Source organism: Wolbachia endosymbiont of Drosophila aff. chauvacae BK-2020 (genome assembly GCF_032848195.1).
Classification (GTDB): domain Bacteria; phylum Pseudomonadota; class Alphaproteobacteria; order Rickettsiales; family Anaplasmataceae; genus Wolbachia; species Wolbachia pipientis.
In genome coordinates this window covers 955,444-978,661 of the sequence record NZ_CP136586.1, presented here as the reverse complement: position 1 = coordinate 978,661, position 23,218 = coordinate 955,444, and the positions used below count along the sequence as shown (strand labels likewise).

Here is a 23,218-nt window from a genome sequence, read left to right as displayed (position 1 = left end):
CAGCTAAATCGCTCTTAATCAAGCGTTTTAGAATAAAAAAAACGCCGATATTTTAGTACATAGTAAATAGCCAACCACCATGGGGCTTCTTTTGCCTTTTTTTTTATTTGGTAAATTTCTTAAACATTTATAGTTGCAATTTAAGAGCCCGTAAAGGGTGTCATTCCAGTGCCCCTGTGATGTATTCCAGTGCTTGACACTGGAATACAGTTTTCCATATAATCTCATCGAAAATGTTGTAACCACTTTCCATGCTAGTTTGCTTGTTCACAAGCAAACTTTTCTGGATCCCAGTGTCTGGGCACTGGGATGACAAGAGAAGGTACTAGCCTGACACCCTGACAACCGTCATCCCGCTGCTTGTTAGCGGGATCTATGCTAATGCCCTTTTATTCTTTCAATTATGTTATTTCCATTTAAATCTGTCTGTTCCGCAACTTCAGTGAATACAGTTGAATACTCCCTAAAACTGATCGTCATAACTTTACCCTACTTTGAATAATATTTTGATCATTACATATTGTAACAAAAAAAAATCAACTCATTTCTTCTAACGGCTCTATATTAAAGATAGAAAGTCCAGAAGCAATGACGTGTGCTAAGGCTTGGACAAGTTGCAGCGGTGAGATCTTTCTTATATTTTTAATTGTGTAATCTTCTGTGTTTGTAAATGTTTTTTCTATACCCCACTGCAGTAATAAGTACTTTACGTTCTGAATGATTTATGATGTAAATTATACGGTAGTTGCTAACCCTTATCCTATATTGCCCTCTAAAGCTATGACATAAAGGCTTTCCTAGATTAAAAGGATCAACTGTAAGGCGTTTCTTTATGGCCTCCTGAACCATTAATTTAATCTTTGCCGGAAGAGCTGGAATTTCTTTTTCAATAACATTTTTTAAGAATTTTATAGTGTAAGTTTTATTTCCAGATGTTTTCATCATCCTCTACTTCTTCTTCACCTTCAGAGAGGCGATCGTCAGCTATTTTGGATAGCTCTACATCTTCTTCGAACTCTTCTTCCACTAAATCTACTAAAACTTCAGGAATAGTTTTATTTTGAGTCTCTGCCATTTCTGTAAGATACTGAGCCAATTTACTGTCAAAACTTACATTAACATTGAGCTTTTTTTGACTGTGAGCCATATATTAACCAGAAAATACTACTATAAACTATAACATTTTTACTTAATTTTGTCAACTTCTCTATTCGTTGAAAAAACAATCTTGCATAAAAAAATCAACTCATCTCTTCCAAAGGCTCTATATTGAAGATAGAAAGTCCAGAAGCGATGACGTGTGCTAAGGCCTGCACGAGAAACATTCTTGCAGCGGTGAGGTTTAAGTTGTCTTCCAGTATGAAACGCATGTTTAAATCACTCTTGCCATACCCCCATAAAACGTGAAACGCTTCTGCAACTTCAAGTAAGTAGAAAGTAATTCTGTGTGGCTCACAAAGCCTTGCTGCAATTTCTACCACATCTGGCCACTTTGCTAAGGTTTTTATGAGGAAGAGCTCTCCACCTGTCCTTAAAAGTGAAGGATCTGCTGTTGGGAGCTCTTTTGGAGCATTACGCATTAACGAATGAGCACGAGCATGCGCATATTGCACGTAAAAAATAGGGTTGTCTTTTGACTGTTCTTTAACTTTAGCAAAATCAAAGTCCAAGACCATATCATTCTTGCGTGTTAGCATTATAAAACGAGTTATGTCCCTGCCAACTTCTTCCACTACATCTCTTGCTGTTAGGAAGTTTCCTGATCTTTTGGACATCTTAACAGGTTTGCCGTTCTCGAAAAAATTCACAATATTATGCAGTTTTACCTCTATTTTTGCTTGATCATCACTGAGCGCAGAGACGACTGCTTTGAGTCTTTTGACATAACCGCCGTGGTCACTACCAAGCTCTACGATCATATTGTTAAAACCACGCGATATCTTATCAAAATGGTAAGCGATATCCGAGGCAAAATAAGTCCAACTGCCGTCCTCTTTCTTCAATGCACGGTCAACGTCATCACCAAATTTTGTAGAGCGAAATAGCATCTCTTTTCTGGAAGTCCAATTTTCGCTTTCTTTGCCTTTTGGTTTCTCCAGGTACCCTTCATACACTAGACCCTTGTCAGACAATATCTTTATACTCTCTTCAATTTTGCCACTTTTTTGTAGCTCATACTCTGAAGTAAAAACATCATGATTTACTCCAAGTAAGTTCATGTCTTCCTTTATGATTTCTAAGATAGAACTTAAAGTATAGTCTCTAATCACTTGATTATCTTGCTTTTCTAGAAGCTCTGCGCCATATTTTTTGGCCAGCCCAGTCCCTATTGGTTTTAAATATTCACCTGGGTATAAACCTTTTTCGATGCTGATTTTTTCTCCCAGAGCTTCCTTATACCGCAAATATACTGACCGAATTAGCGTATCTATCTGCGCTCCAGCATCATTAATATAGTATTCCTTAGTAACTTTATAACCAACTTTTTTCAATAAATTTGCCAGAACGTCACCAAATACTGCCCCTCTTGCATGACCAATATGCAGTGGACCAGTTGGATTTGCAGATACAAATTCAACATTAATGGCCTGATTGTTCCCTATATCTAGGGTCCCAAACTCTGTTTTTAGCTCATTTATTTGTTTTAAAATTCCATGCCACACTTCTATTTTTAAGTGCATGTTGATGAAACCAGAGCCTGCTATTTCCACTTTTGCAACTTCATCAAAAAGTTCAAATTCTTTGGCTAAAACCTCTGCAATTTCAATGGGATTCTTCTTTTCATGCTTTGCAAGCACCATAGCAACATTTGTGTAAATGTCTCCATGGACTCTATTGCTTGGAGGCTCTATGATAAAGTTTGCTGCACTTGTGCTTATAACACCCCTTTGTTTCAACTCATTCAATTTACTAAAGATTAGAGAGGAAATCTGCTTAAAAATGTTCATTCACTATATTGCTATAAAATCTATAGCAGTATAGTGAATAAGTGGGACTAGTTGAAGGTTTATCTTAACTATTTTATCTTCCTGGATCAGAGTTTATATTAAGTCGTTGCCGTAACCATGGTAAGAGAAAGCCATACCTTCGCTGTAACCATCATTACCAGCATCAGGCTCTTCAACATCATCAGTTACTACCTGATCTTCAGTTGTGATTTTATCCTTGATCGTCTCGTCTACACCCTCATCACTATAAGAAAATTTGTTAGTATATGAATAGCGATTATTGATTTTATCACTATAGTTATGTTTTAACATAGAGACCTCCTATACAGTCAAAATTGGAATTACATTAAGATAGAACAAGCTATGAATATAACGTGAATGAAAGAAACTACAGATCACGAAATTTCCGGATAACTATGGAACCATTATAAAATAATAAAATTAAAAATTGAATAATTTTAATTATAAATCTAGCATATCAACTAACGGTATGATTTAAATTTTCTTTCAATTCCACTGTATCTTCGCCAGTTTTGCATACAGCCCGTCTTTACTCATTAGAAAGTCATGAGTTCCTACTTCTTCTACTTTTCCATGATTAATTACTATAATCTTGTCAGTCTTGAGTGCGGTTGATAGCCTGTGTGTAATTACGATTGTTGTTCTGTTTTGCATTAACTTGCTCAATGCTTTTTGCACGAGGTTCTCACTTTTGTAATCAAGGGCAGAGGTTGCTTCATCCAGTATTAAAACCTGAGGATTGTTGAGTATGGCCCTTGCTATTACAATACGTTGTTTTTGTCCTTCAGAAAGTTTTAATCCTCTTTTTCCTACAAATGTATCAAATTTATCAGGCAGCTTATCAATAAATTCCATCGCATAAGCGCTGATGGCTGCTTGCTTCACTTCCTCATATTCGGCACCTGGTTTGCCATATAGTATATTTTCCATTATTGAGCAAGAAAATATCATGTGATCTTGTGGCACTAAGCCAAACAACGATCTGAGGTCATTTAGCGCAATTGACTTAATATTGTGCCCATCGATAGTAATGCTACCTTTGTTTGGATCATGAAAACGGAGCAGAAGCTTTAAAATGGTGCTTTTACCACTGCCAGATGGTCCAACAATTGATACTGCTTGACCTGCCTCTATAGAAAATGATACGTTATCTAATGCTGGCTTATCAGCATAAAAAAATGTTACACCATTAAACGAAATTCCTTTTTGAACACTATAAATTTTTATAGGATCATCGGCATCTACTATAGAGCTTTTCATATTTTTAAATTCAAATAAACGCTCTACTATTCCAAGACCTCGTTGTAAATCACTGATATTATCGCTCAAATTATTTATAGCTCCTGCCGCAAGCGCTGAATAAAACACAAATGAGGAGAGTTCTCCAATAGTTATATTATTGCTTAAGACTTCTTTAATACCAAAAAAGAGCAAAACAACTAGTGAACCTATCACACACGTGATAACTAGAGTTACTAGAATAGCACGCAAGAGTACTAATTTTACGTATGATTTTGATACTGAGTTTAAATACTCCTTAAAACGGGTTTTTTCATTTTCTTCGAGTACAAACGATTTGATAGTCACTATAGATCTAAAATTTTCCTCACTAAATGACGCAAGCTCACTTAATTTATCCTGGGCAAAGCGTGCATAGCTACGCACTTTTTTTCCAAGTGAGGTCATGATAATGAGTAGTATAGGTATTATTGCGGCTGCATACGCAGTTAGTTGTATATTTGTATATAATAACATAGCAACACTGCCAATCAGAATCACAAAATTTCGTAATATGGTTAGTAAGCTGCTGTTTATTATTGATTGCAGCACAGAGGTATCAGTAATTAACGCTGAGATAACATCTTGTACGCCTGTGTTCTCAAAGAAACTTGGTTGCAAGTTAGTGATACTGCTATATAAGTCATATCTGATTCTTGCGATAACTTTCTCGCTGCCAATGCCAATGAAATATAACCGAGTAAATGCAGTGAGAGAAATGGCTAAAACTATAAGTATTGCAACTAATAGTTTGGTAGTAAAATCGTGCTCTGTGCCAGAATCAATTATATTGCTTAAGCCTCTGCCAAAGAGGAGGATCGTTAAGGCTGAAAATAAAACTGCAATAAAAGCTATGACAAAATAGGATAGATTAGGCTTTATATAGTAAAATAACTGCCTAATATTAGATCGCATCTTATTTTAAAGTTTCTAAAGTTAAGTATATAGATTTTAGTTTCAGGGGAAAGGTGTAGTATGAAGCAATTTAGGTTCTGCAGCTGTTGTGATTTTAGTCCACCAAGAAAGGGTAGTAGCTCGCAGAAACAAAAAACTTACTTGACAAACTCCGCCAGCCCCCTTATCATAAAATTGAAGCTATTGTATTTGCTTTCGCCAATCTGCAGATTAAAAGGTAAGGATTACTTAATGTATCGGCGTCTTATGTTTAATTTTTTGCAGTACATAGATACTGTATGTCTTTACAAAACTTCATCTACATCTAGATTTTTATCTAAATAAGCTGAACGCGCTTATAAAGCGTTACAAGACATCAAAAAATGCCAATACTCGACAGAGATAGTAAAAGACTAGCTAACTCGGGGATTCTTTGTCTTTTTTTCTGCTTAGTAAACTTCTTAAACATTTGCAGCGTAAGTTAGTTGCAATTAAAAGCAGCTTAATCTTGCTTGTCAAGCGTTTAAAACATAAAAAACGCCAATATTTTAAAGCGGATAATAACCCCAGGGCTTCTTTTGCCTTTTTTTTCATTTGGTAAATTTCTTAACGTTTGTAGCTAAACGACAACCGTCATCCCGCTACGTGTTAGCGGCTAAGAGATACCGCGGCGGTATGACGGTTTGCGGCGGCATGACCTCGTCATTCCCCTACGTGTTAGCGGGATCTAGAGATACCGTGACGGTATGACGGTTCGCGCGGTGGCATGACCTCGTCATCCCGCTACTTGTTAGCGGGATCTATGTTAAGGTATGACGGTTAAGTAAGGGATCTATGTTAAGAGATACCGCGGCGGTATGACGGTTCGTGGCGGCGTGACGATAAGCTCGTCATCCCGCTACGTGTTAGCGGGATCTCTTGTTAGCGCCGCGGCGGTATGACGGTTCGTGGCAGCGTGACGATAACCTCGTCATCCCGCTACGTGTTAGCGCCGCGGCGGTATAGCTATACTTAAAAATATGGTTGAATAGTTGTTAATAATAGTGTATAATTATTAATCTTTTCTCAGTATTTTTACTATGGCTCTTTCTAAATTTCTCGATCCAAAGTTAGATTTAACATTTAAGAAAATCTTTGGCACTGAAAAAAATAAGAATATTCTTATCCATTTTTTAAACGATATTTTAGGATGTACTGAAGTCAACACTATACAAGAAGTAGAATTCTTAAGCACCATTATGGACCCTGAAATTGCTTCTGATAAACAAAGCATTGTTGATGTTCTTTGCAGAGATTCTAGTGGGAACAGGTATATAATTGAGATGGTGCGACCTGAAAGCCTTCGGTCATATTGTTTAAAAGGAGAGGAATTCATTCAGAAAGAAACTGAAAGGATTCTAAAGCTTATTGAACCAGATGTTTTGCCATCTGAGTCTACGCATCAGTGCGAATTGGGTAACCAGTTGGTGCCGAGCGACGCGGACAATGAACCTCCTCTTGATAAAGAAGATGCTCAATCGTGAGAGAAAGCATAAACTACAAGCATCATGTGGTTGGAGGGCTAGGCTTAGTGGTATGGTGAACGTAAGTGAAGCTTCATAAGTATCGTAACGATTAAAGAGCTAAAGATGCTGATAAGCTCCGACCAAAAGGTAATGTGGATGAGTTACATTTTTCATTTCTGGAGGTACGCAAATAATAATTCCACCGGTATAGAGAAGCCACCTAACCCACTATTGTATGACAAAAGGAACAGGATAAGCCTGTATTTTCGCCTATATGGCAGGCAACCCGCAAGGAATGCTGATGGATGTGCAGGTAAAGGATAATGGAGAAAGCGAATGCCATTTTGTAACGAAATGGATAGAATTTGTAACATTAATTCGCGTGAAAACGAGCAGACTTCCATTTGGTCCCTCATGACAAGAAACTTTGTTAACCACTTAAGGTAGGAAAGCAGATGATTACAAGTACAACTGTAAGTGCACCTACCAATAACTCCGAAGCATGGAACCAGTTACCCTGGAAGAAATGCCAAAAAGTTGTTATGAGGCTACAGAGGCGTATTGTTAAGGCTGTCCAACAAGGCAGATGGGGTAAGGTGAAAACTTTACAACACCTTCTCACACGCTCTTTTAGCGGCAAAGCTTTGGCGGTTAAGAGAGTAACTGAAAACCAAGGAAAAAACACAGCAGGTGTAGATCGTCAAATATGGTCAACTTGCAACACAAAATTTCAAGGAATAAAGCTATTAAAACAAAGAGGATACAAACCTTCTCCGCTAAAACGGATATACATCAGTAAGTCTAATGGCAAAAGAAGACCTCTTGGAATCCCTACGATAAAAGATAGAGCCATGCAAGCATTATACTTGTTTGCTTTGGAACCGATAGCTGAAACGATCAGTGATCGTCACTCTTATGGTTTGAGACCAAAAAGATCCTGCGCAGACGCTACTGTGGCTTGTCACTTGTTACTGGCAAGCCGTAACCAACTACAATGGATACTCAAAGGTGATATTAAAGGGTGTTTTGATAACATTAACCATGAATGGCTCATGAAGCATATTCCTATGGAGAAGAAAATTCTTCATAGCTGGTTAAAAGCTGGCTTCCTAGAATCAAAAACTCTGTATTCCACAACTGCAGGTACCCCACAAGGTAGTATCATCTCTCCAATACTAGCAAATCTAGCCCTAAATGGACTTGAAAAATCATTGGAAAGTCAATTTGGTAAACTTGGCAGTAAAAGAAGAAGCAAAATCAGAAGTGGAGTAAATGTAATCAGGTACGCAGATGACTTTATCATTTCAGGAATCACACGTGAAGTACTGGAAAATGAAGTAAAACCTCTAGTATCGTCCTTTCTTCAGGAGAGAGGTCTTATCCTTTCCGAAGAGAAAACAAAAATTACATCTATTACAACAGGGTTTGACTTTCTTGGTTGTAATGTACGCAGGTATAATAAGAAGTTAATTATAAAACCTTCAAAAGAAAGTATTAAGAAACTTCTTAATAAAGCACGTACATTGATAAAGGCAAACATAGCGAACACTCAGGCCGTACTAATCAAGTTGCTCAATTCCCTATTAAGGGGATGGGGAAATTACTACAGCCATGTGTGTGCGAAAAGAGCTTTTAACAAAATAGACCATGAAATTATGTGTGCTCTATGGAAATGGGCAAAGAAAAGACATCCTCGTAAAGGATTACGTTGGATAAAGAATCGTTACTTCAAGGTAATGAAACAACGCCAATGGGTCTTTGCTGCACCCATATGCAAGAACAAACCGAAAGAGATAAGGTAATTAAGACTGCTTAGGTTGATTGATATACCTATCAGACGACATGTTAAAATCAGGGCGGATGCAAATCCACTTGACTTAAAATGGAAAAAGTATTTTGATGAAAGAGTGAAACAAACAAAAATGTTAGCAAGCTCTTTCTCAAGAGAAGGTTCTCTACTGTTGGTGTCACCATTAAGAATGATGTTTTCTGAGGAATCATGAAGGACAAGCCGGTTCGAGAAAAGAAGGACTTAGATAAGGGGCTCAAGCGTAGTGTGGGGAAACCTGCATGCTGCGTTTCTAAGGGAGGGAGTAGTAGCAATACTACTTCCTTACCTAACCAATGATTATAGGTTTTCTGTGCATAATGACACATAACACCCAGCGGTCTTGTTACCTCATGATTATCAATATAATGAGAGCAGCCACCATGAAATACCAGTGGCAAATGTCTGTGACCATATAATTCCTTAGTTTCAAGAATCTCTTCATTCGTAAAGCGATAAAAAGTTATGCCACCATCTTTTTTTAAATACAAATCAGTAACTTCAATATAAGGAACAGTATCTTTATCTTTAAATTCCAGCTTTGCAATTTTAGCAGGGGAAAAACCCATTTTTTCCAAGCTAGTTTTATATAAGCGATGAATAATACCACAGTAACGTCCATCACCCTTATGTGGCTCATTACTATGTGGATCGAAGAAGAAACTTTCAGTACCGTTTATTGCCCTGATTTTAAAGGTCAATTCATCATCTTCGATATCTTCGTTATTGTAACCAAAACCAACATAAAGCGCAGAATATCCTCCTATTATTGCTTCTTTTAATGCTTTGCTATATTCCACATAGTGATCTTGACTAAAGATCAGATCCGTGATATGATTATGCATCAATTGCATAATCTCCGGATCTTTGCTCTCACCATTAACCTTAAGCTCCAAGTCATACCTTTTGCCGCGTACAGTGTTTAAAATCTTCTCAGCCATCGCAAATGTGACGTTGAAAACTATCGGTTCTGCACCAATATTTAGCAGCTCTCGCTGTTCATTTTCAGTATATTGCTGCCCCATGATCACGAACTTATGCTGCCGCCGTGCCTGCTCGATATTTTGACTCCAATAATCAAACCAACTATTGCGCAGTCTCATTAAGTACTCTAGCTTAGTCATTTCCTTTTACCCGTCCACGAAGAGCTACTTTACCACCACTCATAGCTGCTTTTTTAAGCATTTCTAAGATGAAACCACTTTGTTCTTCGATAATCTTGCCTTGCAAAGCAGATAGTAGTTCTCGTGTTACTGGATCTTTGGCAGAACCAAAAGAATATTGGGCAAATAACTTAGCAATTTTGCCATCTGCAAATCCATTGAGACCTATTTGTGCTAAGACTTCTTTTATAGCTCCTCCAGATAAATGACCAAACCATCCTGTTTTATTAGCAAACTCTGTCAATTTTTCTGAAGCAACAGGTGCTATAAACTTATTTCTAATAGCGTCAGCATTTTCTAACAAAAAACCTCTAATTACTTGGTCCTTAGTAAATACTCCGTTGTCAATAGCAATCTTTTCAGGTAATTCACCAAATACTTCAGCTACTTTTCTAACGTTCCCTTTCTCTAAGGCACTACTCGCACCGCTTAGTAGCCCCATTGTTTTACTGACATTGGCACGCAGCGGTAAAAAGTGTTCTTCTAGTTTGCTTACAACATCTCTGATCTGATTTTCTGGTACATCATATTTTTTGGCTAAATTTCGAGAAGATTCCCTGAGTCCTGATAATATATCGGCAAATTCTTTGGATGTATAATTTCCATCTTTACTAGAAAACTTCTTTGCTAAATCCTTAGCAACAATTCTTTGAAAAGGATTGTTAGTTTCCTTAGTAGCACTCTTTAAGAACTTTCCTACATCATTTACTTTAATATCTGGTACGTCTTTTATTGCAGTATCAAAACCACGACTAACTACATTGCGTACAGGTTCTCTACCCTGTTTAAACAGACCTGTTACTGCTTTTCCACCTTTAGCTACCACATTACCCAGCCCATGAGCTACGAGAATCAAAGCTGCATCTTCTTTTGTATCAGTAAACGCATTAGAGAGCGCATTTGGATCACCTGCCATTCCTCTTTCAGCAGCAGTTCCAGCATATGCTCCTACCAAACCTCCAAGACTGCCTCCTATAAACATCCCAATAGGTCCTAAAGGTGCCCCAAGCGTAGCTCCTATTGCAACAGCCGGAATATCCGCTATCATCTGTAACCCCAGTTCTCGAAAAAAGTTTTTCTTTATCTCCGGTGGTTCATTAATAATCTCAGGATTACCTGAAAACTTAATTAAAGTATCAAGTTCATCATCACTTAAGCCTTCAATCTGACTATCAAGTTTTCTCGTAGCTTCTTCCTTCACGGTTGCCTGTATCTGTGGATCTTGCATTAGCTGACCAAGCTGTGTCTCATTTAGCCCTCTAATTTTCTTCTGAATATCCCCAGCACGGGCATCAAGCTTTTCCCTCGTTTCATCAAAAAACTTCCTCCAACTCTTGGCTGAGAGTTTATTGACATCGAACTTTTCTTTGAAAGCCTCCACTGAATACTTATTTATAGGCAAACCCTCAATCTGCATAATTGCAGGTAAAAGCTCGCCTTCTAGGTAACGGCCAAACTCATTGCGAGCATTGACTTTAGATTCATCTCTAAAAAGATCCATAACTGAATTAATTTTATCACCATAGAGTAGCCTGGAAAATCTAGAATCAGGCAAAGCACCTTCCGCAGCACCCAGCTTCTCATAAGCTAAATCTATCGCTCTTTGATATCTTGGTACATTTGAAATGTACTCTTTTTCATCAGGTAATAACTCCTGAGCTTTAAGTTGTTGTTCCATGTGTTGCTTTTGGAATTCCTCAAAGCGTTTTCGTTCCAAAAGTCTTTGCTCATATTTACCCTCGAGCGCTCCTTTACCAAGACCACTAAGTAACCCTAACATCTTCCACTACCTTCAAAGTCTCCCCTATACTCATCAACAATACCATCGACCATTTCTTGGCTTCTTGATAAGTTGTTATCACTTTTTAACTTATCCTGAGCAAAGACTAGATGCTTCAGCTCACCACCATCAATCTCATCACAAAGTCCTAAGCCTAATTTAAGTATTAGAGGTTGTCCGGAAACAAGTAAAAGGCTATAATATCTGAAATTTTAGTACGGGGTAAAGATGAGAAAAAAGTATCCAACAGATCTAAGCGAAAGGGAATGGGCAAGAATAGAAAAACACTTCAGAGTATCATACAAGAAAGGAGGAAGGCCGCCAAAGTATAGCAAAAGAGAAATATTAGAAGCAATTTTCTATGTATTGCGTACAGGGTGTCAATGGCGGTATTTACCAAATGATTTTCCGCTATGGAAGACTGTGTATGAGCAGTTCAGGCAATGGAAGAAGCAGGGAATTTTGAGAAAATGAATTATGAAATTACAAAATATAGTAGAAGAAAAATAGGAAGGAATGAGCAGCCGAGTGCCTGTATAGTAGATAGTCAATCTGTAAAGACTACAGAAAAGGGGGGATCAAAGGCTATGATGGAAGTAAAAAAAGTAAAGGGTAGAAAAAGGCATATAATTACAGACACTCAGGGTTTTATACTAGGTTGTTACGTAGGCGCTGCTAACGAAAATGATAGAGATGGTATGAAAATAGCATTAAACAATATGAGAACAAAATATACTAAAGTTAAAAAAATGTGGGCTGACATGGGATACCAAGGAAGAAATTTAAAGAATCACATAAAGGAAGAATATGACATAGATATTGAAATTGTTAAAAGGCCTCCATGTAGATTTTGGGTGCACAAAGATACGCCACCTGAGCTACTACCAACAAGAGAACAAGGGTTTAAAGTACAGCCAAGAAGATGGGTTGTAGAAAGGACTTTTGCTTGGGTTAATAGGAATAGAAGGCTATCGAAGGAGTATGATTTACTCACAACATCCACTGAGAATTTCATATACCTAGCTATGAGTAGGGTTATGTTAAAGAGGGAATATGCTTGAATTTACTAGTTTCCGGACAACCTCTAATAGTGACGTTGTTTGTTATAAAAAATTTCTATATATTCAAATATAGCAGTTTTGATATGCTGTTTAGAGTGCCGAGAGGTGTCTATTGGTAACTCCCTTTTTAGAGAACTGAAGAAGCTTTCCACAACAGAATTGTCGTAACAACAACCTTTATAACTCATCTATGTTTTTTATGGATAAGAGATATTGATAACCTTGCGAAGTATATTGTGAACCTTGATCACTATGTAATAGTAGATTTTTGGCAGGTTTACGCTTGTTAACGGCCATTAATAAAGAGTCCATAACCAATTGTTTATTTATTGAACTGCTCATTAACTACCATGCGTGAATATAGATCGATTATTGTTGCCAAATATAGCCATCCTTCTTTGGTTTTTATATAAGTAATCCCATACTTTATTTGGTTGATCGACAATAAAGTTTTGGTCTAATATATTGGGAGCTACTGTCCGTTTGTTGTTTCTTAATTTTAAATTTTCTTCTCAATATAGCCTGAATACCATTTTTCTGCATAATACTTTGCACTGTTTTTAAGTTGCAACTTTTACCCAAAGCCTTTAATTCAGCATGAATTTTAGGAGCTCCATATCTACATTTAGAAGCTTGATATATTTTTTGAATATCTGCTAATAACTCTTTATTTGCTGATTCTCTACTGCTTATTTTCCTTGTAGTCCACTTATAGTAGCCACTAGCAGAAAACCCTACATAATTCCTGCACTTTATAGTGTTTACTATGCTCTTTTATGAAAAAATATTTTACTCTTTTTGACTGGCCAGGGCTTTTTTTAAAATGTCTCTTTCTCTTGTTACTTTTGCTAACTCTTTCTGTAAATCAAATCTCTCTTTGTCATAAGGTGCTACATCTGGAAATGCATTTGCCGCTGACTTTTTTTCGTTATATTTCTTCATCCATTTTCCTAATACACTATCCCTTATTCCTAGATCTCTTGCTACTTTTGCAACTGGTTGACCTACCTTTCTTTGTTCATTTGCCAGCTTAACAGCTTCCAATTTGAATTCTGCCGTATATTCTCTTGCCATTTCTAATCCTCCAAAATTTTATTTTACCCGAAAAAACTCCTTTCTTTCTCTCCACTTTTTCTGGGTAAGGTCAAGAAGCCTATTGTCTAATTATGTACCTAAATTTTATTACGGCACTTTCACTACTACTTTAACGAGTGAGCTACCTTTCTATAAAAGACCTATCGACTGTTGCAATTATAGGCGCAAACAAGAATGATAAAAGAGTACGAGATTGAGTAACTATGTACACTTCTGCTGGCATACCAGGGTATAGGTATACGTTTTTAAACTGAGCAAGCTCTGGTTTTGGTATCACTACACGTACTGAATAATAACGCCCTAGTCTTGGATCATCAAGAGCGTCAGGAGAAATATGGCTTACTATACCACTAATTAAACTTAAACGACGTGCACTGTAAGCACTTAACCGGACTTTAACCTTTAGCCCTTCTAGCCCATCAATAGAGACTATGTTGCTATCTTTCTTTTGTGCCGACAGTACCTCTTCTATGTTTCTGGTCTGAATTTTAGCATCTATTATTAGGTCATCATCCGATGGCACTACGCTCATGATCGGAACTCCAGATTGTATAACACCACCTTCAGTATGGTATCTTATATCTGTGACTATCCCATCTTGAGGCGATTTAATTATTGTACGTGCTAATGAATCTTCAGCAACCATCAGCCTCTCTTTCAAGTCTGCAATAGACGTACTAACTTCCTTAAGTTCAGCGTTTGCTCTTTCTTGAGAATCGTTTCTCACGTTTATAATTTCTAATTCGTTCTCTCCAATTTTTTGCTGCACTTGAGATATTGCAGAACGGTAATGTCCAACTCTGCCTTCAATTTCAGCAAACTGCTTTTCTAAAGCTAAAATGTGTGGTTTGCTTATATGGCCACTATCAAGTAATTGTCTTTTTGTTTCCAACTCCTCAGTTATCAAGTCATATTGCTTATGAGCTGCATTTAGTTGAAAGTTTAGCCCCGCTAATTCATCATTTAACTGCTTTATACGTTGTTGCAGTATGTCTGTTTTTCCCAATATGCTCTTTCTCTGAGAGTTGAACAACTTTACTTGATTCTTTATCGCTTTATTTACAAGTTCATCGTGAGATAATTTTTTAACCTCATCAGGAAACTCGAGCGTGTCCAAATCTACTCTGATTGCAAGAAGCCTTGCTTCTGTTGCTAAAAATGATAAGAGCTTCTCTTTGATAATACTTAAATTCGCCTTCTCGTTAACATCACTCAACAAAACTAGAGGCTCATCTTTTTTAACTGCTTGGCTCTCTTTGACTAAAATTTTGCTTATTATTCCTCCACCCAAGTGTTGAACTATTTTCCTATTTGAAGATACAATAACTTCTCCACTTGCATGCACCGCACCGTCAATTGGAGCTATAGCCGACCAAATACCACCTATCCCAAAAAAGATAAGTATTACTACCAGACCAAAAAATAGTGGTCCCCATGTTACTCTCAGAACTTCATTTACGTTATTACTTTCACGTTTTAAAATAAAATTTATCATCGCATCAATCAATGCGAACGTCTTATCCAAAAATTTTGGGTACTTCTTCTTTTTATTTTTTGCTCCTTGCATATTTATATTATCACTATGGCCAATCAAGCCTGTCAAAGAAAATCCAGTGCTAAGCTTTTTTAACTTACTGATCATAATACTACTGTGAATTTGTGTTAACTCAAGATAACACACAAAAACAAAGAATCTATAATTTAAGCATTCCATTTAGACTGTAGAGCACCAGAATAAACTATTTAGTAACAATTCCTGCATAACTATGTTTTTAAAATTTTTTGACGTTTAACTTTATTATAACTTTTCCTTTATTTTGTGAATATCTGAGTTACTTATATTATGTAAGAAATCTATTGCCAACTAGTCAATATTCTGTTAGGAATTAAGATAATATAAAGTTATTATGTTTGGATTGGAAAGCAGAAAGTTCCTGATTACTGGTGCATCAGGCGGAATAGGGCAAGCAATTGTAAAAATTATGCACAAAGCCGGAGCAACTTTATGTGTTTCTGGCACAAAAAAAGAAGTGCTCGAAGAAGTTGCTAAACAATATGAAAAAAATATGCACGTACTCCCTTGTGATTTATCAAATGCTGAGGAAGTAAATCAACTAGTAAACAGAGCAAGTGAGTTGATGGAAGGCTTTGACGGGCTTGTATGCAACGCGGGCATTACGCAAGACAGTTTATTATTGAGAATGACAGATGAAACATGGCAAAAAGTAATTGATATTAACTTGAGTTCTACATTTAAGCTGAGTAGAGAAGCATGCAGGAAACTAATTAAGAATAATTGGGGAAGAATTATAAATATTTCCTCAATAATAGGGCGGACAGGAAACGCCGGGCAAGCAAATTATGCAGCGTCTAAAGCTGGAATAATAGCTATGAGCAAATCTATAGCAAAAGAAGTTGCAAGTCGTAATATAACAGTAAATTGTATTGCTCCTGGGTTTATAGATACTAAAATGACTGAAGTTTTAAATGAAGTGCAAAAGGGAAAAATATTAGATAATATTCCAATGAAAAGAATGGGAACAGGGGAAGAAATAGCAGCAGGGGTCTTATTTTTAGCAAGTGATGAAGCAAAATATATAACAGGGCATGTGCTTAACATTAATGGTGGGTTATTTATGTAGCAACACTTATGTATGGACAAATTATAATTTTTACTTTAAAATAAAAATATGTGTAGGTGTAGGTTTACGTTAATTTATTATTTAGAGGCAAAAAAATGAGCTCTATAATGGAATTTTTTAGTGTTTTTTGCGTAGTATTGCTTTTCTCTTTCTCAGGTTATGCAGCTGACCCTGATATGGATGACACAACTAAAGTAATATGCAATATTATTGGTTATGTTTGGGGGATAGGCGGTCCACTTATGACGGTAGTAATAATTGGTGCAGCTTTGCTTGCAATATTTGGCAGGATGCCGTGGCCAGCCCTCTTTGCTCTTGGCATGTTCTGTGGTGTATTTTTTGGCGCTAAAACTATCATAACGAAAATTATGCCCAATGTAAGCGATGAAGCAAAAGCTATGTTGGAAAATTGTGGAAAGAGAAACCCATAAAAGTACAGAAATGCTTTTTTGTTATCCATTAAATCGCTTCATATCTTCAACTTGCAACAAATAAGGGCTATCTTTTGGTAAAGTTTTAACAGCTAGCTCAGCATATTTTGTAAATTGCTTTAAATCACCTTCAATACAAGCCTTTTTTGTCAAAGCAAAATAATGCATTGCCGTATCAGCGTCACATTTATATGCAACGCTTAAATATTTCCAGACAAAAGCGTTATTTGGTTCTACATTCAAAATCTGCTCCAGGTAAAAAATTGCCTTTTTTGCATCACCGTGTAATAATAAAGTATGAGATAATGCAAGTTTCACTAAATAACTGTTTTTCTCAGATAAATACCTAAGCGATTCCTCATACATTTTTATTGCTTCACTTAAATTTCCAGCCTTGTATAGCATTTCTGCTTTTAATTCATATAGGTATGGGTCATTGCGTGACTCTTGAATCAATGAATTAACTTTAGCAATAGCCTCCTCTATCTTTCCTTGCCTATAGCAAACTATAGCATTTACATACTCAGAATTATCTTCATATTTATTAGATAACACATGAATAGGAGCAAAGAAAGAGTCTAGCTTTGCAACCACACGCTCAAACTTTAGTAACTTATCCGCAAAAATTGGTTTTACGTTGTTTTTGACCTTATAATTCTGTACAGCAAATATACGTTTCTCACTAAGTGGGTGAGTACGGAAATATTCCTCGGTATTCTCATGCTCAATACTTTTAAAATAATCAAAAATCTCTTTCATACCTGAATTATCATAGCCAGATTCATCAAGGTACCTTAAAGCATAGCTATCTGCTACACTTTCTTGCTCTTGAGAATAGTTAAAAAATAGCCTTGAACTGAGTGCTACACCACTAAGCAAAGTTGCACCAGCAACCTGAGGGTTAATGATAATACTAGAAACTAATCCTACCATATAACTAATCATTGCTATCGATTGAAAATAACCCATAGCACTACTCATTTGCAATATATGACCAGCAGATATGTGAGCAATCTCATGTGCTAATATACCAAGCAAGACATAAGGTTTAGCCGAATATCGTAAAAGCCCTAAATGAATGAAGATACTGTTATTGTTAATTACAAAAGCATTAATCGAACTGTCATTAATTACAAAAACTTTCACTTGATCATGATCAATATCTGCAGCAGAAAATAAAGGTTGCGCTAGCTCTTTCACTATTGCTTCCACCTCACTATCTCTAATAATGTTAATAGAGTAAGCATTATTATAATATGCAAAAAAGAACAATAAGGTCAAAAACTTAGCAATTCTAAACATGAAAATTCTGTGCTTGTATAATTTACAGGAATTTTATATTTTAACACTTAAATTATACAAATTTATAAACGCTAGTTTAATTTTTTAACGTAACTGATAAGTTTGTCGATGGTAGTTAACTTAATTTTATGTTGTTCAGCAAATTTAAGCAACTGAGGTAAGCGCATCATAGAGCCATCATCATTCACTAATTCACACCCTACAGCTGCATGATTAAGACCAACCAACTTTGCTATTTCAACACTTGCTTCAGTGTGACCATTGCGTGCTAAAACCCCGCCTTCATTTGCAATAATAGGGAAAACATGCCCTGGAGTAATAATATCGTCCTTAGTACTCTTTTCATCAATGGCAGTAAGTATCGTATGCGTTCTATCATGAGCAGAAACACCTGTTGTAATGCCATAACGCGCATCAATTGACGTAGTAAATGCAGTATGAGGAGTAAGCTTTTCATCTACATTGCTCTTCCTCATAAACTCAAGATTTAGTTTACTCATATGAAGCTTTGTCATAGCTAAAAATACAATACCAGTACCGTATCTAACCATAAAAGCCATATGTTCTGGTTTTACTTTTTCAGCTAAGACAACCAAATCACCTTCATTCTCTCTACTTTCATCATCAACTAAAATGAACAATTTACCGGAACGAGCATCCTCTAATACATCTTCCACAGAAGAAATACCGGGTAGACTCATTGAAGCATAAGTGGCCTGTACCATAATAATTTACTTAAATTCAATCTTAACTATTTTATACAATTTCTCTCCATTTGGCACTGTCACTTCCACATACTCACCGACTTTTTTGCCGATTAAGGCACTCCCGAGTGGTGAACTAGTAGATATTAACTGCTTTGAAACATCAGCTTCATATTCGCCTACAACCTTATAAACATATTCCACTTCACCGTTATTATCACTTAACATTCTTAATGTCACAGTTGCACCAAATATTACTGAATCACCAGACAAATTTTTTACTTCTATTACTTCCGCATGTGAGAGCTTACTTTCTATCTCCATTATACGGCCTTCAATAAAACCTAACCTTTCCCGTGCAGCATGATACTCTGCGTTTTCAGACAAATCACCTTGATCACGAGCATCAGAAATAGCTTGTATAACAGAAGGCTTTTCTTCCTTTAATTTTTCAAGTTCGGCTTGCATATTCTCAAAACCTTCCCTCGTCATAGGAAATTTATTAATAATAGATGAAGCCATAATTACCACCTAAACGCAATTAAATTGAGTAACAAAATTACTCACAATATTAAAAATATCACCTTTTATATCACCATTCATGTCATTTGACAACTTTTTTAAAACCCCAGGGTGTACAGTACGAAAATAATTAACAAGATCATGTTCAAATTTATTAACGTTACTTATTTGTATTTTACTTAACTGATTATACAGGTTAGAAAAAATATACATCAGCACTACTTGCTCTTCTATTGACATAGGTAAATGTTGTTTTTGCTTTAATAACTCAACAAGATATTTACCCTTATTCAAGGATAATTGAACACTAGCATCAAGATCAGAACCAAATTTTGCAAAATCTTCTAATTCTCTATACTGAGCTAAGCTTAGCTTTATAGAACCAGCAACTTTTTTCACAGACTTTAATTGTGCAGCAGAACCAACCCGTGAAACCGACAAACCTATATTTACTGCAGGTCGAAATCCTTTATAAAATAATTCAGACTCAAGAAAGATCTGCCCATCGGTAATTGAAATAACATTTGTTGGCACATATGCGGATACATCACCAGCTTGAGTTTCGACAATTGGCAAAGCAGTTAAAGAACCCTGCCCTTTTTTATCAGACATTTTAGCAGCTCTTTCAAGCAAGCGAGAATGTACATAGAATATATCTCCAGGGTAAGCTTCACGACCAGGAGGACGTCTGAGCAATAAAGACATCTGCCTATATGCCACAGCATGCTTAGATAAATCATCATATATAATCAAACAATGCATTCCATTGTCACGGAAAAATTCCCCAATAGTGCAACCAGCATAAGGTGCTAAAAATTGCATAGGCGCGCAGTCAGATGCACTAGCCACAACTACAGTTGTATACTCTAATGCTCCGCTTTCTTTCAGCTTATTTACCACTTTTGCTACTGTTGAAATTTTTTGCCCAATAGCAACATAAACACAGTAAACTTTTTGATTTTCGTTTACCTCATCGTTAATCTTCTTCTGATTGATAATAGTATCAAGCGCAATAGTAGTTTTACCAATTTGTCTATCACCAATAATTAATTCACGCTGCCCTCTACCTATTGGAATTAGCAAATCTATAATTTTAATTCCTGTTTGCAGTGGCTCATGCACAGACTTACGATCAATAATGCCTGGCGCTTTAGATTCTATATCCATTCTGTTTTTGGCTCTAATTTCCCCACCGTCGTCCATAGGATGGCCCAACGCATTTACAACTCTCCCTAACAATTCATGCCCTACAGGCACCTGCACAACATCACCACTACATTTTACAACGTCCCCTTCTTTCACATCACGGTCATTACCAAGCACAACTATTCCAGCCGTATTATGATCTAAATCGAGAACTATTCCTTCTACACCACTTGCAAAAAATACCTTTTCACCGAATTTTGCTTTTTCCAGCCCATAAACCAATGCGATACCATCTGTTACTGAAATTACTTCACCTATATTTTCCCGCTTTATAGGATTATCAAACGTCTCAACCTTTTCTCTTATTATACTTGCTATCTCAGAAACATTCATACTGTTCTTCATACAAAATTCCTTACTTTTAATATTTCCATTTTACTTAAGTCAACTAACCTATCCAAGTAACTTTTTAGCGAAGCATCGATCAAATTAAAACCATACCTAACTACGAAGCCACCTAGTATAGAAGGGTCAACCACATTGCTTACTTTTATTATTTTACCAAGAAAGCTCAAAGATTCAGTAATTATTTTTATATCAGATTCCTTTAAAGTTTCTGCTGACTTTATAGTAATTTCGAATTCATTTTCATTTTCTCTTGCAAGACTTAAGAATTTTTCTAATATAAGGATCAATAAACTAGAGCGTTTATTTGCAAATATAACCATAATAAATTTTACTAAATTCTCACTCAAGTGCTCATTTATAGAAAGCATCACTTCTTTTTTGTGTGCAAAAGAAATCATAGGATGAGATAGGTACACAAAAACATCACGTTGATCCTTAAAAAAAGCCAACAAAAATTCTACTTCTTTCCTTATAATACCTAACCTGCTTCCTGAGACATGAAATAGCACTCTAGCGTAAGATGAAACTAAATTATTGTATTGGGTCTTTTTCATATTAAATCCAGTAAATCTAAATTAATTCAGCTACAAATCTTTCATTCTTCAATCCAAGCATTTTTTATATAAACAGATCTTCTCTTTAAGGAAAGAAAATATAAATCATATCTGACTGAATAATCTAAAAAACTAAGGTTTTTACTTAAGAAATACTTAGAAGAATTTATAATAGACTGACATTGAAGATGAGATATCGGTATTTCTTTTCCAAGTAAACTTGTTTTAACTTCTATAAAAATCAGCTCCTTTTTTTTAGATACAATTAAGTCAATTTCACCGAACTTACAACGGTAACGGCGTTTTATAACATTATACCATTTCAGTTTTAAATATACTAAAACTAATAACTCGCCAAAGTAACCTACAAAGTAGCGTAACCTACTTACCACAAGAAGAACAATTATGATAACAATTAACTTTGTGTAACTACTTTGCCTCCTTCTTTATTTTTACTATAAACCTTACCTCTTGCTGCAATATCCCTATCAACCAGTTCTATCACTGCCATTGAAGCGCAATCACCCTTTCGAGTGCTAAATTTTATTATTCTAGAATACCCACCTTTACGATCTTGATAACGGCTGGCTAAGACGTTTAATAACTTATCAACTGCTAACTTACTATTATGAAGGCGTGAAAGCAAAAGTCTTCTACCATGTAAAGTATTCTTATTCTTAGCAATTGTAATAAACTTTTCGACATATGGACGAAGTTCCTTAGCTTTTGGTAAAGTAGTTACAATCTGCTCATGGTTAATTAATGAGATAGATAGATTCTTTAACGTCGATAATCTATGTTCAGTACAACGAGATAGTTTACGTTTTTTTATTCCATGTTTCATATATCACCTAATCTTCATCAGTATGTTGTTTAGCCAACTCATCTATATCCTTAGGTGGCCAGTTTAGCACATTCATACCCAAAGACAAGCCAAAATTAGTCAAAACTGCCTTAATCTCATTCAAAGACTTTCTGCCAAAATTAGCAGTTCTTAACATTTCACCTTCTGTCTTTTGTACAAGATCGCCTATATAAGTGATGTTTTCGTTTTTCAGACAGTTATGAGACCTGACAGATAATTCCATTTCATCTACCTTACGCAATAAGACAGGGTCATAACCCAAATCTTTAGCATCACTAGACGAAGAAACCTGCGATTTTTTATAACTTACATCAGAACTAATAAAGGGCTGAAGTTGCTCCTGTAATATTCTTGCAGCAGAGTCAACAGCTTGACTCGGAGAAATTGTACCATCAGTTTCAATTGACAATATCAGCTTATCCTTATCAGTCACTTGGCCAACACGACTGTTCTCTACCCTGTACGAAACCCTGTTGACAGGGCTATACAAAGCATTAACTGGAATAAAACCAATTAAATCCTGCTCACTCATAAGCTTCAAAAGTTCATTTTCTTTATATTTAGTTACAGGAAGATAACCTTTTCCGCTAGCCACATATATGGTCATGTTAAGCTCCACATTTTGCCCCAGCGTACATATTAACAAATCTTTATTAACAATAGAGCATTGATCATCAGTTTCTATCATCCCAGCTAATACCTGGCAAGGCCCTTTAGCGTTTAAATTTAAGCATTTATTAGAAGCACCATTTAATTTACACCTCAACATACCCATATTTAATACTATATCAGTTACGTCTTCTCTTACCCCTTGAATTGAAGTGAACTCATGAGTTACACCTTCAATTTTTATTCCATAAACAGCACTACCTTTAAGAGAAGATAACATTACACGTCTTAATGCATTGCCTAATGTTAAAGCAAAACCACTTTCCAACGGTTCTAGCACTATATCACTTTTTTCACTTGAATCATCTGATATTACCTTAACTGAACTAGGTTTAATCAATTTATCTAAATTGCTACAGAGAGAAACATCATTATTATAATACATAAAACAACCTTTTCAAA

General features: G+C 36.0%; 21 protein-coding genes and 4 pseudogenes. 7 read left to right on the top strand and 18 right to left on the bottom strand.

Annotated elements, in window-relative coordinates:
* Window positions 1-160: 160 nt before the first annotated feature.
* The 6 genes from R0F62_RS05220 to R0F62_RS05195 all read right to left on the bottom strand — a co-directional run bounded on the left by R0F62_RS05220 (window position 161) and on the right by R0F62_RS05195 (window position 5,162).
* On the bottom strand, window positions 161-316 hold the full coding sequence (locus R0F62_RS05220; RefSeq protein ID WP_167513690.1) for a hypothetical protein: 156 nt from the start codon (window positions 314-316) through the stop codon (window positions 161-163).
* A gap of 326 nt (window positions 317-642) precedes the next feature.
* Complete coding sequence (locus R0F62_RS05215; protein WP_233395579.1) at window positions 643-945, bottom strand: type II toxin-antitoxin system RelE family toxin; 303 nt, start codon at window positions 943-945, stop codon at window positions 643-645.
* Complete coding sequence (locus R0F62_RS05210) at window positions 923-1,147, bottom strand: hypothetical protein (RefSeq protein WP_010962565.1); 225 nt, start codon at window positions 1,145-1,147, stop codon at window positions 923-925. The genes R0F62_RS05215 and R0F62_RS05210 overlap by 23 nt, the downstream gene beginning before the upstream one ends.
* A 94-nt stretch (window positions 1,148-1,241) precedes the next feature.
* Entirely contained in the window at window positions 1,242-2,948 is a 1,707-nt protein-coding gene (argS, locus tag R0F62_RS05205) for an arginine--tRNA ligase (protein ID WP_010962564.1), read from the bottom strand.
* Between the two features lie 93 nt (window positions 2,949-3,041).
* Window positions 3,042-3,260, bottom strand: a complete 219-nt coding sequence (locus R0F62_RS05200) for a hypothetical protein (protein WP_010962563.1) — start codon at window positions 3,258-3,260, stop codon at window positions 3,042-3,044.
* A gap of 195 nt (window positions 3,261-3,455) precedes the next feature.
* The gene (locus R0F62_RS05195; RefSeq protein WP_010962562.1) at window positions 3,456-5,162 is read right to left on the bottom strand and encodes an ABC transporter ATP-binding protein; all 1,707 of its coding nucleotides are present in this window, start codon (window positions 5,160-5,162) and stop codon (window positions 3,456-3,458) included.
* A gap of 1,058 nt (window positions 5,163-6,220) precedes the next feature.
* Between R0F62_RS05195 and R0F62_RS05190 the strand changes: the two are divergent.
* The 4 genes and pseudogenes from R0F62_RS05190 to R0F62_RS05170 form a co-directional block, all read left to right on the top strand.
* Window positions 6,221-6,466, top strand: a pseudogene (locus tag R0F62_RS05190) (PD-(D/E)XK nuclease family transposase); the annotation flags it as partial.
* 454 nt (window positions 6,467-6,920) lie between these two features.
* The gene (locus R0F62_RS05185) at window positions 6,921-7,064 is read left to right on the top strand and encodes a hypothetical protein (RefSeq protein WP_173862902.1); all 144 of its coding nucleotides are present in this window, start codon (window positions 6,921-6,923) and stop codon (window positions 7,062-7,064) included.
* Between the two features lie 37 nt (window positions 7,065-7,101).
* A complete protein-coding gene (gene ltrA / locus R0F62_RS05180; RefSeq protein WP_316659861.1) occupies window positions 7,102-8,448 on the top strand; it encodes a group II intron reverse transcriptase/maturase in 1,347 nt (448 codons plus the stop codon).
* A gap of 197 nt (window positions 8,449-8,645) precedes the next feature.
* A pseudogene (locus R0F62_RS05170) lies at window positions 8,646-8,771 on the top strand (Rpn family recombination-promoting nuclease/putative transposase); the annotation flags it as partial.
* Window positions 8,772-9,079: 308 nt separating this feature from the next.
* Here the strand turns inward: R0F62_RS05170 and R0F62_RS06825 are convergent.
* Window positions 9,080-9,499, bottom strand: a pseudogene (locus R0F62_RS06825) (portal protein); the annotation flags it as partial.
* Between the two features lie 91 nt (window positions 9,500-9,590).
* On the bottom strand, window positions 9,591-11,417 hold the full coding sequence (locus R0F62_RS05165) for a hypothetical protein (RefSeq protein WP_317051350.1): 1,827 nt from the start codon (window positions 11,415-11,417) through the stop codon (window positions 9,591-9,593).
* A gap of 228 nt (window positions 11,418-11,645) precedes the next feature.
* Between R0F62_RS05165 and R0F62_RS05160 the strand changes: the two genes are divergently transcribed.
* Window positions 11,646-12,478 (top strand): IS5-like element ISWpi1 family transposase gene (locus R0F62_RS05160; RefSeq protein ID WP_317051349.1). Its coding sequence is split into 2 segments (ribosomal slippage): window positions 11,646-11,877 and window positions 11,877-12,478, totalling 834 coding nucleotides; the frame shifts between segments, so codons are not numbered across the junction.
* Window positions 12,479-12,501: 23 nt separating this feature from the next.
* On the opposite strand, the pseudogene R0F62_RS06820 reads toward R0F62_RS05160, so the two are convergent.
* Together R0F62_RS06820 and R0F62_RS05145 are read right to left on the bottom strand one after the other, a co-directional pair.
* Window positions 12,502-13,552, bottom strand: a pseudogene (locus R0F62_RS06820) (IS3 family transposase).
* Between the two features lie 142 nt (window positions 13,553-13,694).
* Window positions 13,695-15,215 (bottom strand): HlyD family type I secretion periplasmic adaptor subunit, encoded by a 1,521-nt coding sequence (locus R0F62_RS05145; protein WP_274978933.1) that lies wholly within the window; start codon window positions 15,213-15,215, stop codon window positions 13,695-13,697.
* Between the two features lie 265 nt (window positions 15,216-15,480).
* On the opposite strand from R0F62_RS05145, the gene fabG reads away from it, so the two are divergent.
* Window positions 15,481-16,215, top strand: a complete 735-nt coding sequence (gene fabG, locus R0F62_RS05140) for a 3-oxoacyl-[acyl-carrier-protein] reductase (protein ID WP_274978934.1) — start codon at window positions 15,481-15,483, stop codon at window positions 16,213-16,215.
* Between the two features lie 95 nt (window positions 16,216-16,310).
* Entirely contained in the window at window positions 16,311-16,646 is a 336-nt protein-coding gene (locus R0F62_RS05135; RefSeq protein WP_070356877.1) for a TrbC/VirB2 family protein, read from the top strand.
* 21 nt (window positions 16,647-16,667) lie between these two features.
* On the opposite strand, the gene R0F62_RS05130 is transcribed toward R0F62_RS05135, so the two are convergent.
* The 8 genes from R0F62_RS05130 to R0F62_RS05095 all read right to left on the bottom strand — a co-directional run bounded on the left by R0F62_RS05130 (window position 16,668) and on the right by R0F62_RS05095 (window position 23,201).
* Window positions 16,668-17,948, bottom strand: a complete 1,281-nt coding sequence (locus R0F62_RS05130; protein WP_316659999.1) for a M48 family metalloprotease — start codon at window positions 17,946-17,948, stop codon at window positions 16,668-16,670.
* A gap of 71 nt (window positions 17,949-18,019) precedes the next feature.
* Window positions 18,020-18,673 carry a 3,4-dihydroxy-2-butanone-4-phosphate synthase gene (ribB, locus tag R0F62_RS05125; RefSeq protein WP_038198925.1) on the bottom strand — a complete coding sequence of 218 codons (654 nt, stop codon included), beginning with the start codon at window positions 18,671-18,673 and terminating at the stop codon, window positions 18,020-18,022.
* A gap of 6 nt (window positions 18,674-18,679) precedes the next feature.
* On the bottom strand, window positions 18,680-19,174 hold the full coding sequence (gene greA, locus R0F62_RS05120; protein ID WP_010962740.1) for a transcription elongation factor GreA: 495 nt from the start codon (window positions 19,172-19,174) through the stop codon (window positions 18,680-18,682).
* A gap of 9 nt (window positions 19,175-19,183) precedes the next feature.
* On the bottom strand, window positions 19,184-20,725 hold the full coding sequence (atpA, locus tag R0F62_RS05115) for a F0F1 ATP synthase subunit alpha (RefSeq protein WP_038198926.1): 1,542 nt from the start codon (window positions 20,723-20,725) through the stop codon (window positions 19,184-19,186).
* Complete coding sequence (gene atpH / locus R0F62_RS05110; protein WP_010962742.1) at window positions 20,722-21,282, bottom strand: ATP synthase F1 subunit delta; 561 nt, start codon at window positions 21,280-21,282, stop codon at window positions 20,722-20,724. The genes atpA and atpH overlap by 4 nt, the downstream gene beginning before the upstream one ends.
* Window positions 21,283-21,323: 41 nt before the next feature.
* On the bottom strand, window positions 21,324-21,674 hold the full coding sequence (locus R0F62_RS05105) for a YraN family protein (RefSeq protein ID WP_274978936.1): 351 nt from the start codon (window positions 21,672-21,674) through the stop codon (window positions 21,324-21,326).
* A 23-nt stretch (window positions 21,675-21,697) separates the two neighbouring features.
* A complete protein-coding gene (gene rplQ, locus R0F62_RS05100) occupies window positions 21,698-22,126 on the bottom strand; it encodes a 50S ribosomal protein L17 (RefSeq protein WP_007550873.1) in 429 nt (142 codons plus the stop codon).
* A 7-nt stretch (window positions 22,127-22,133) separates the two neighbouring features.
* Window positions 22,134-23,201 carry a DNA-directed RNA polymerase subunit alpha gene (locus R0F62_RS05095; protein ID WP_274978938.1) on the bottom strand — a complete coding sequence of 356 codons (1,068 nt, stop codon included), beginning with the start codon at window positions 23,199-23,201 and terminating at the stop codon, window positions 22,134-22,136.
* Window positions 23,202-23,218: the final 17 nt, after the last annotated feature.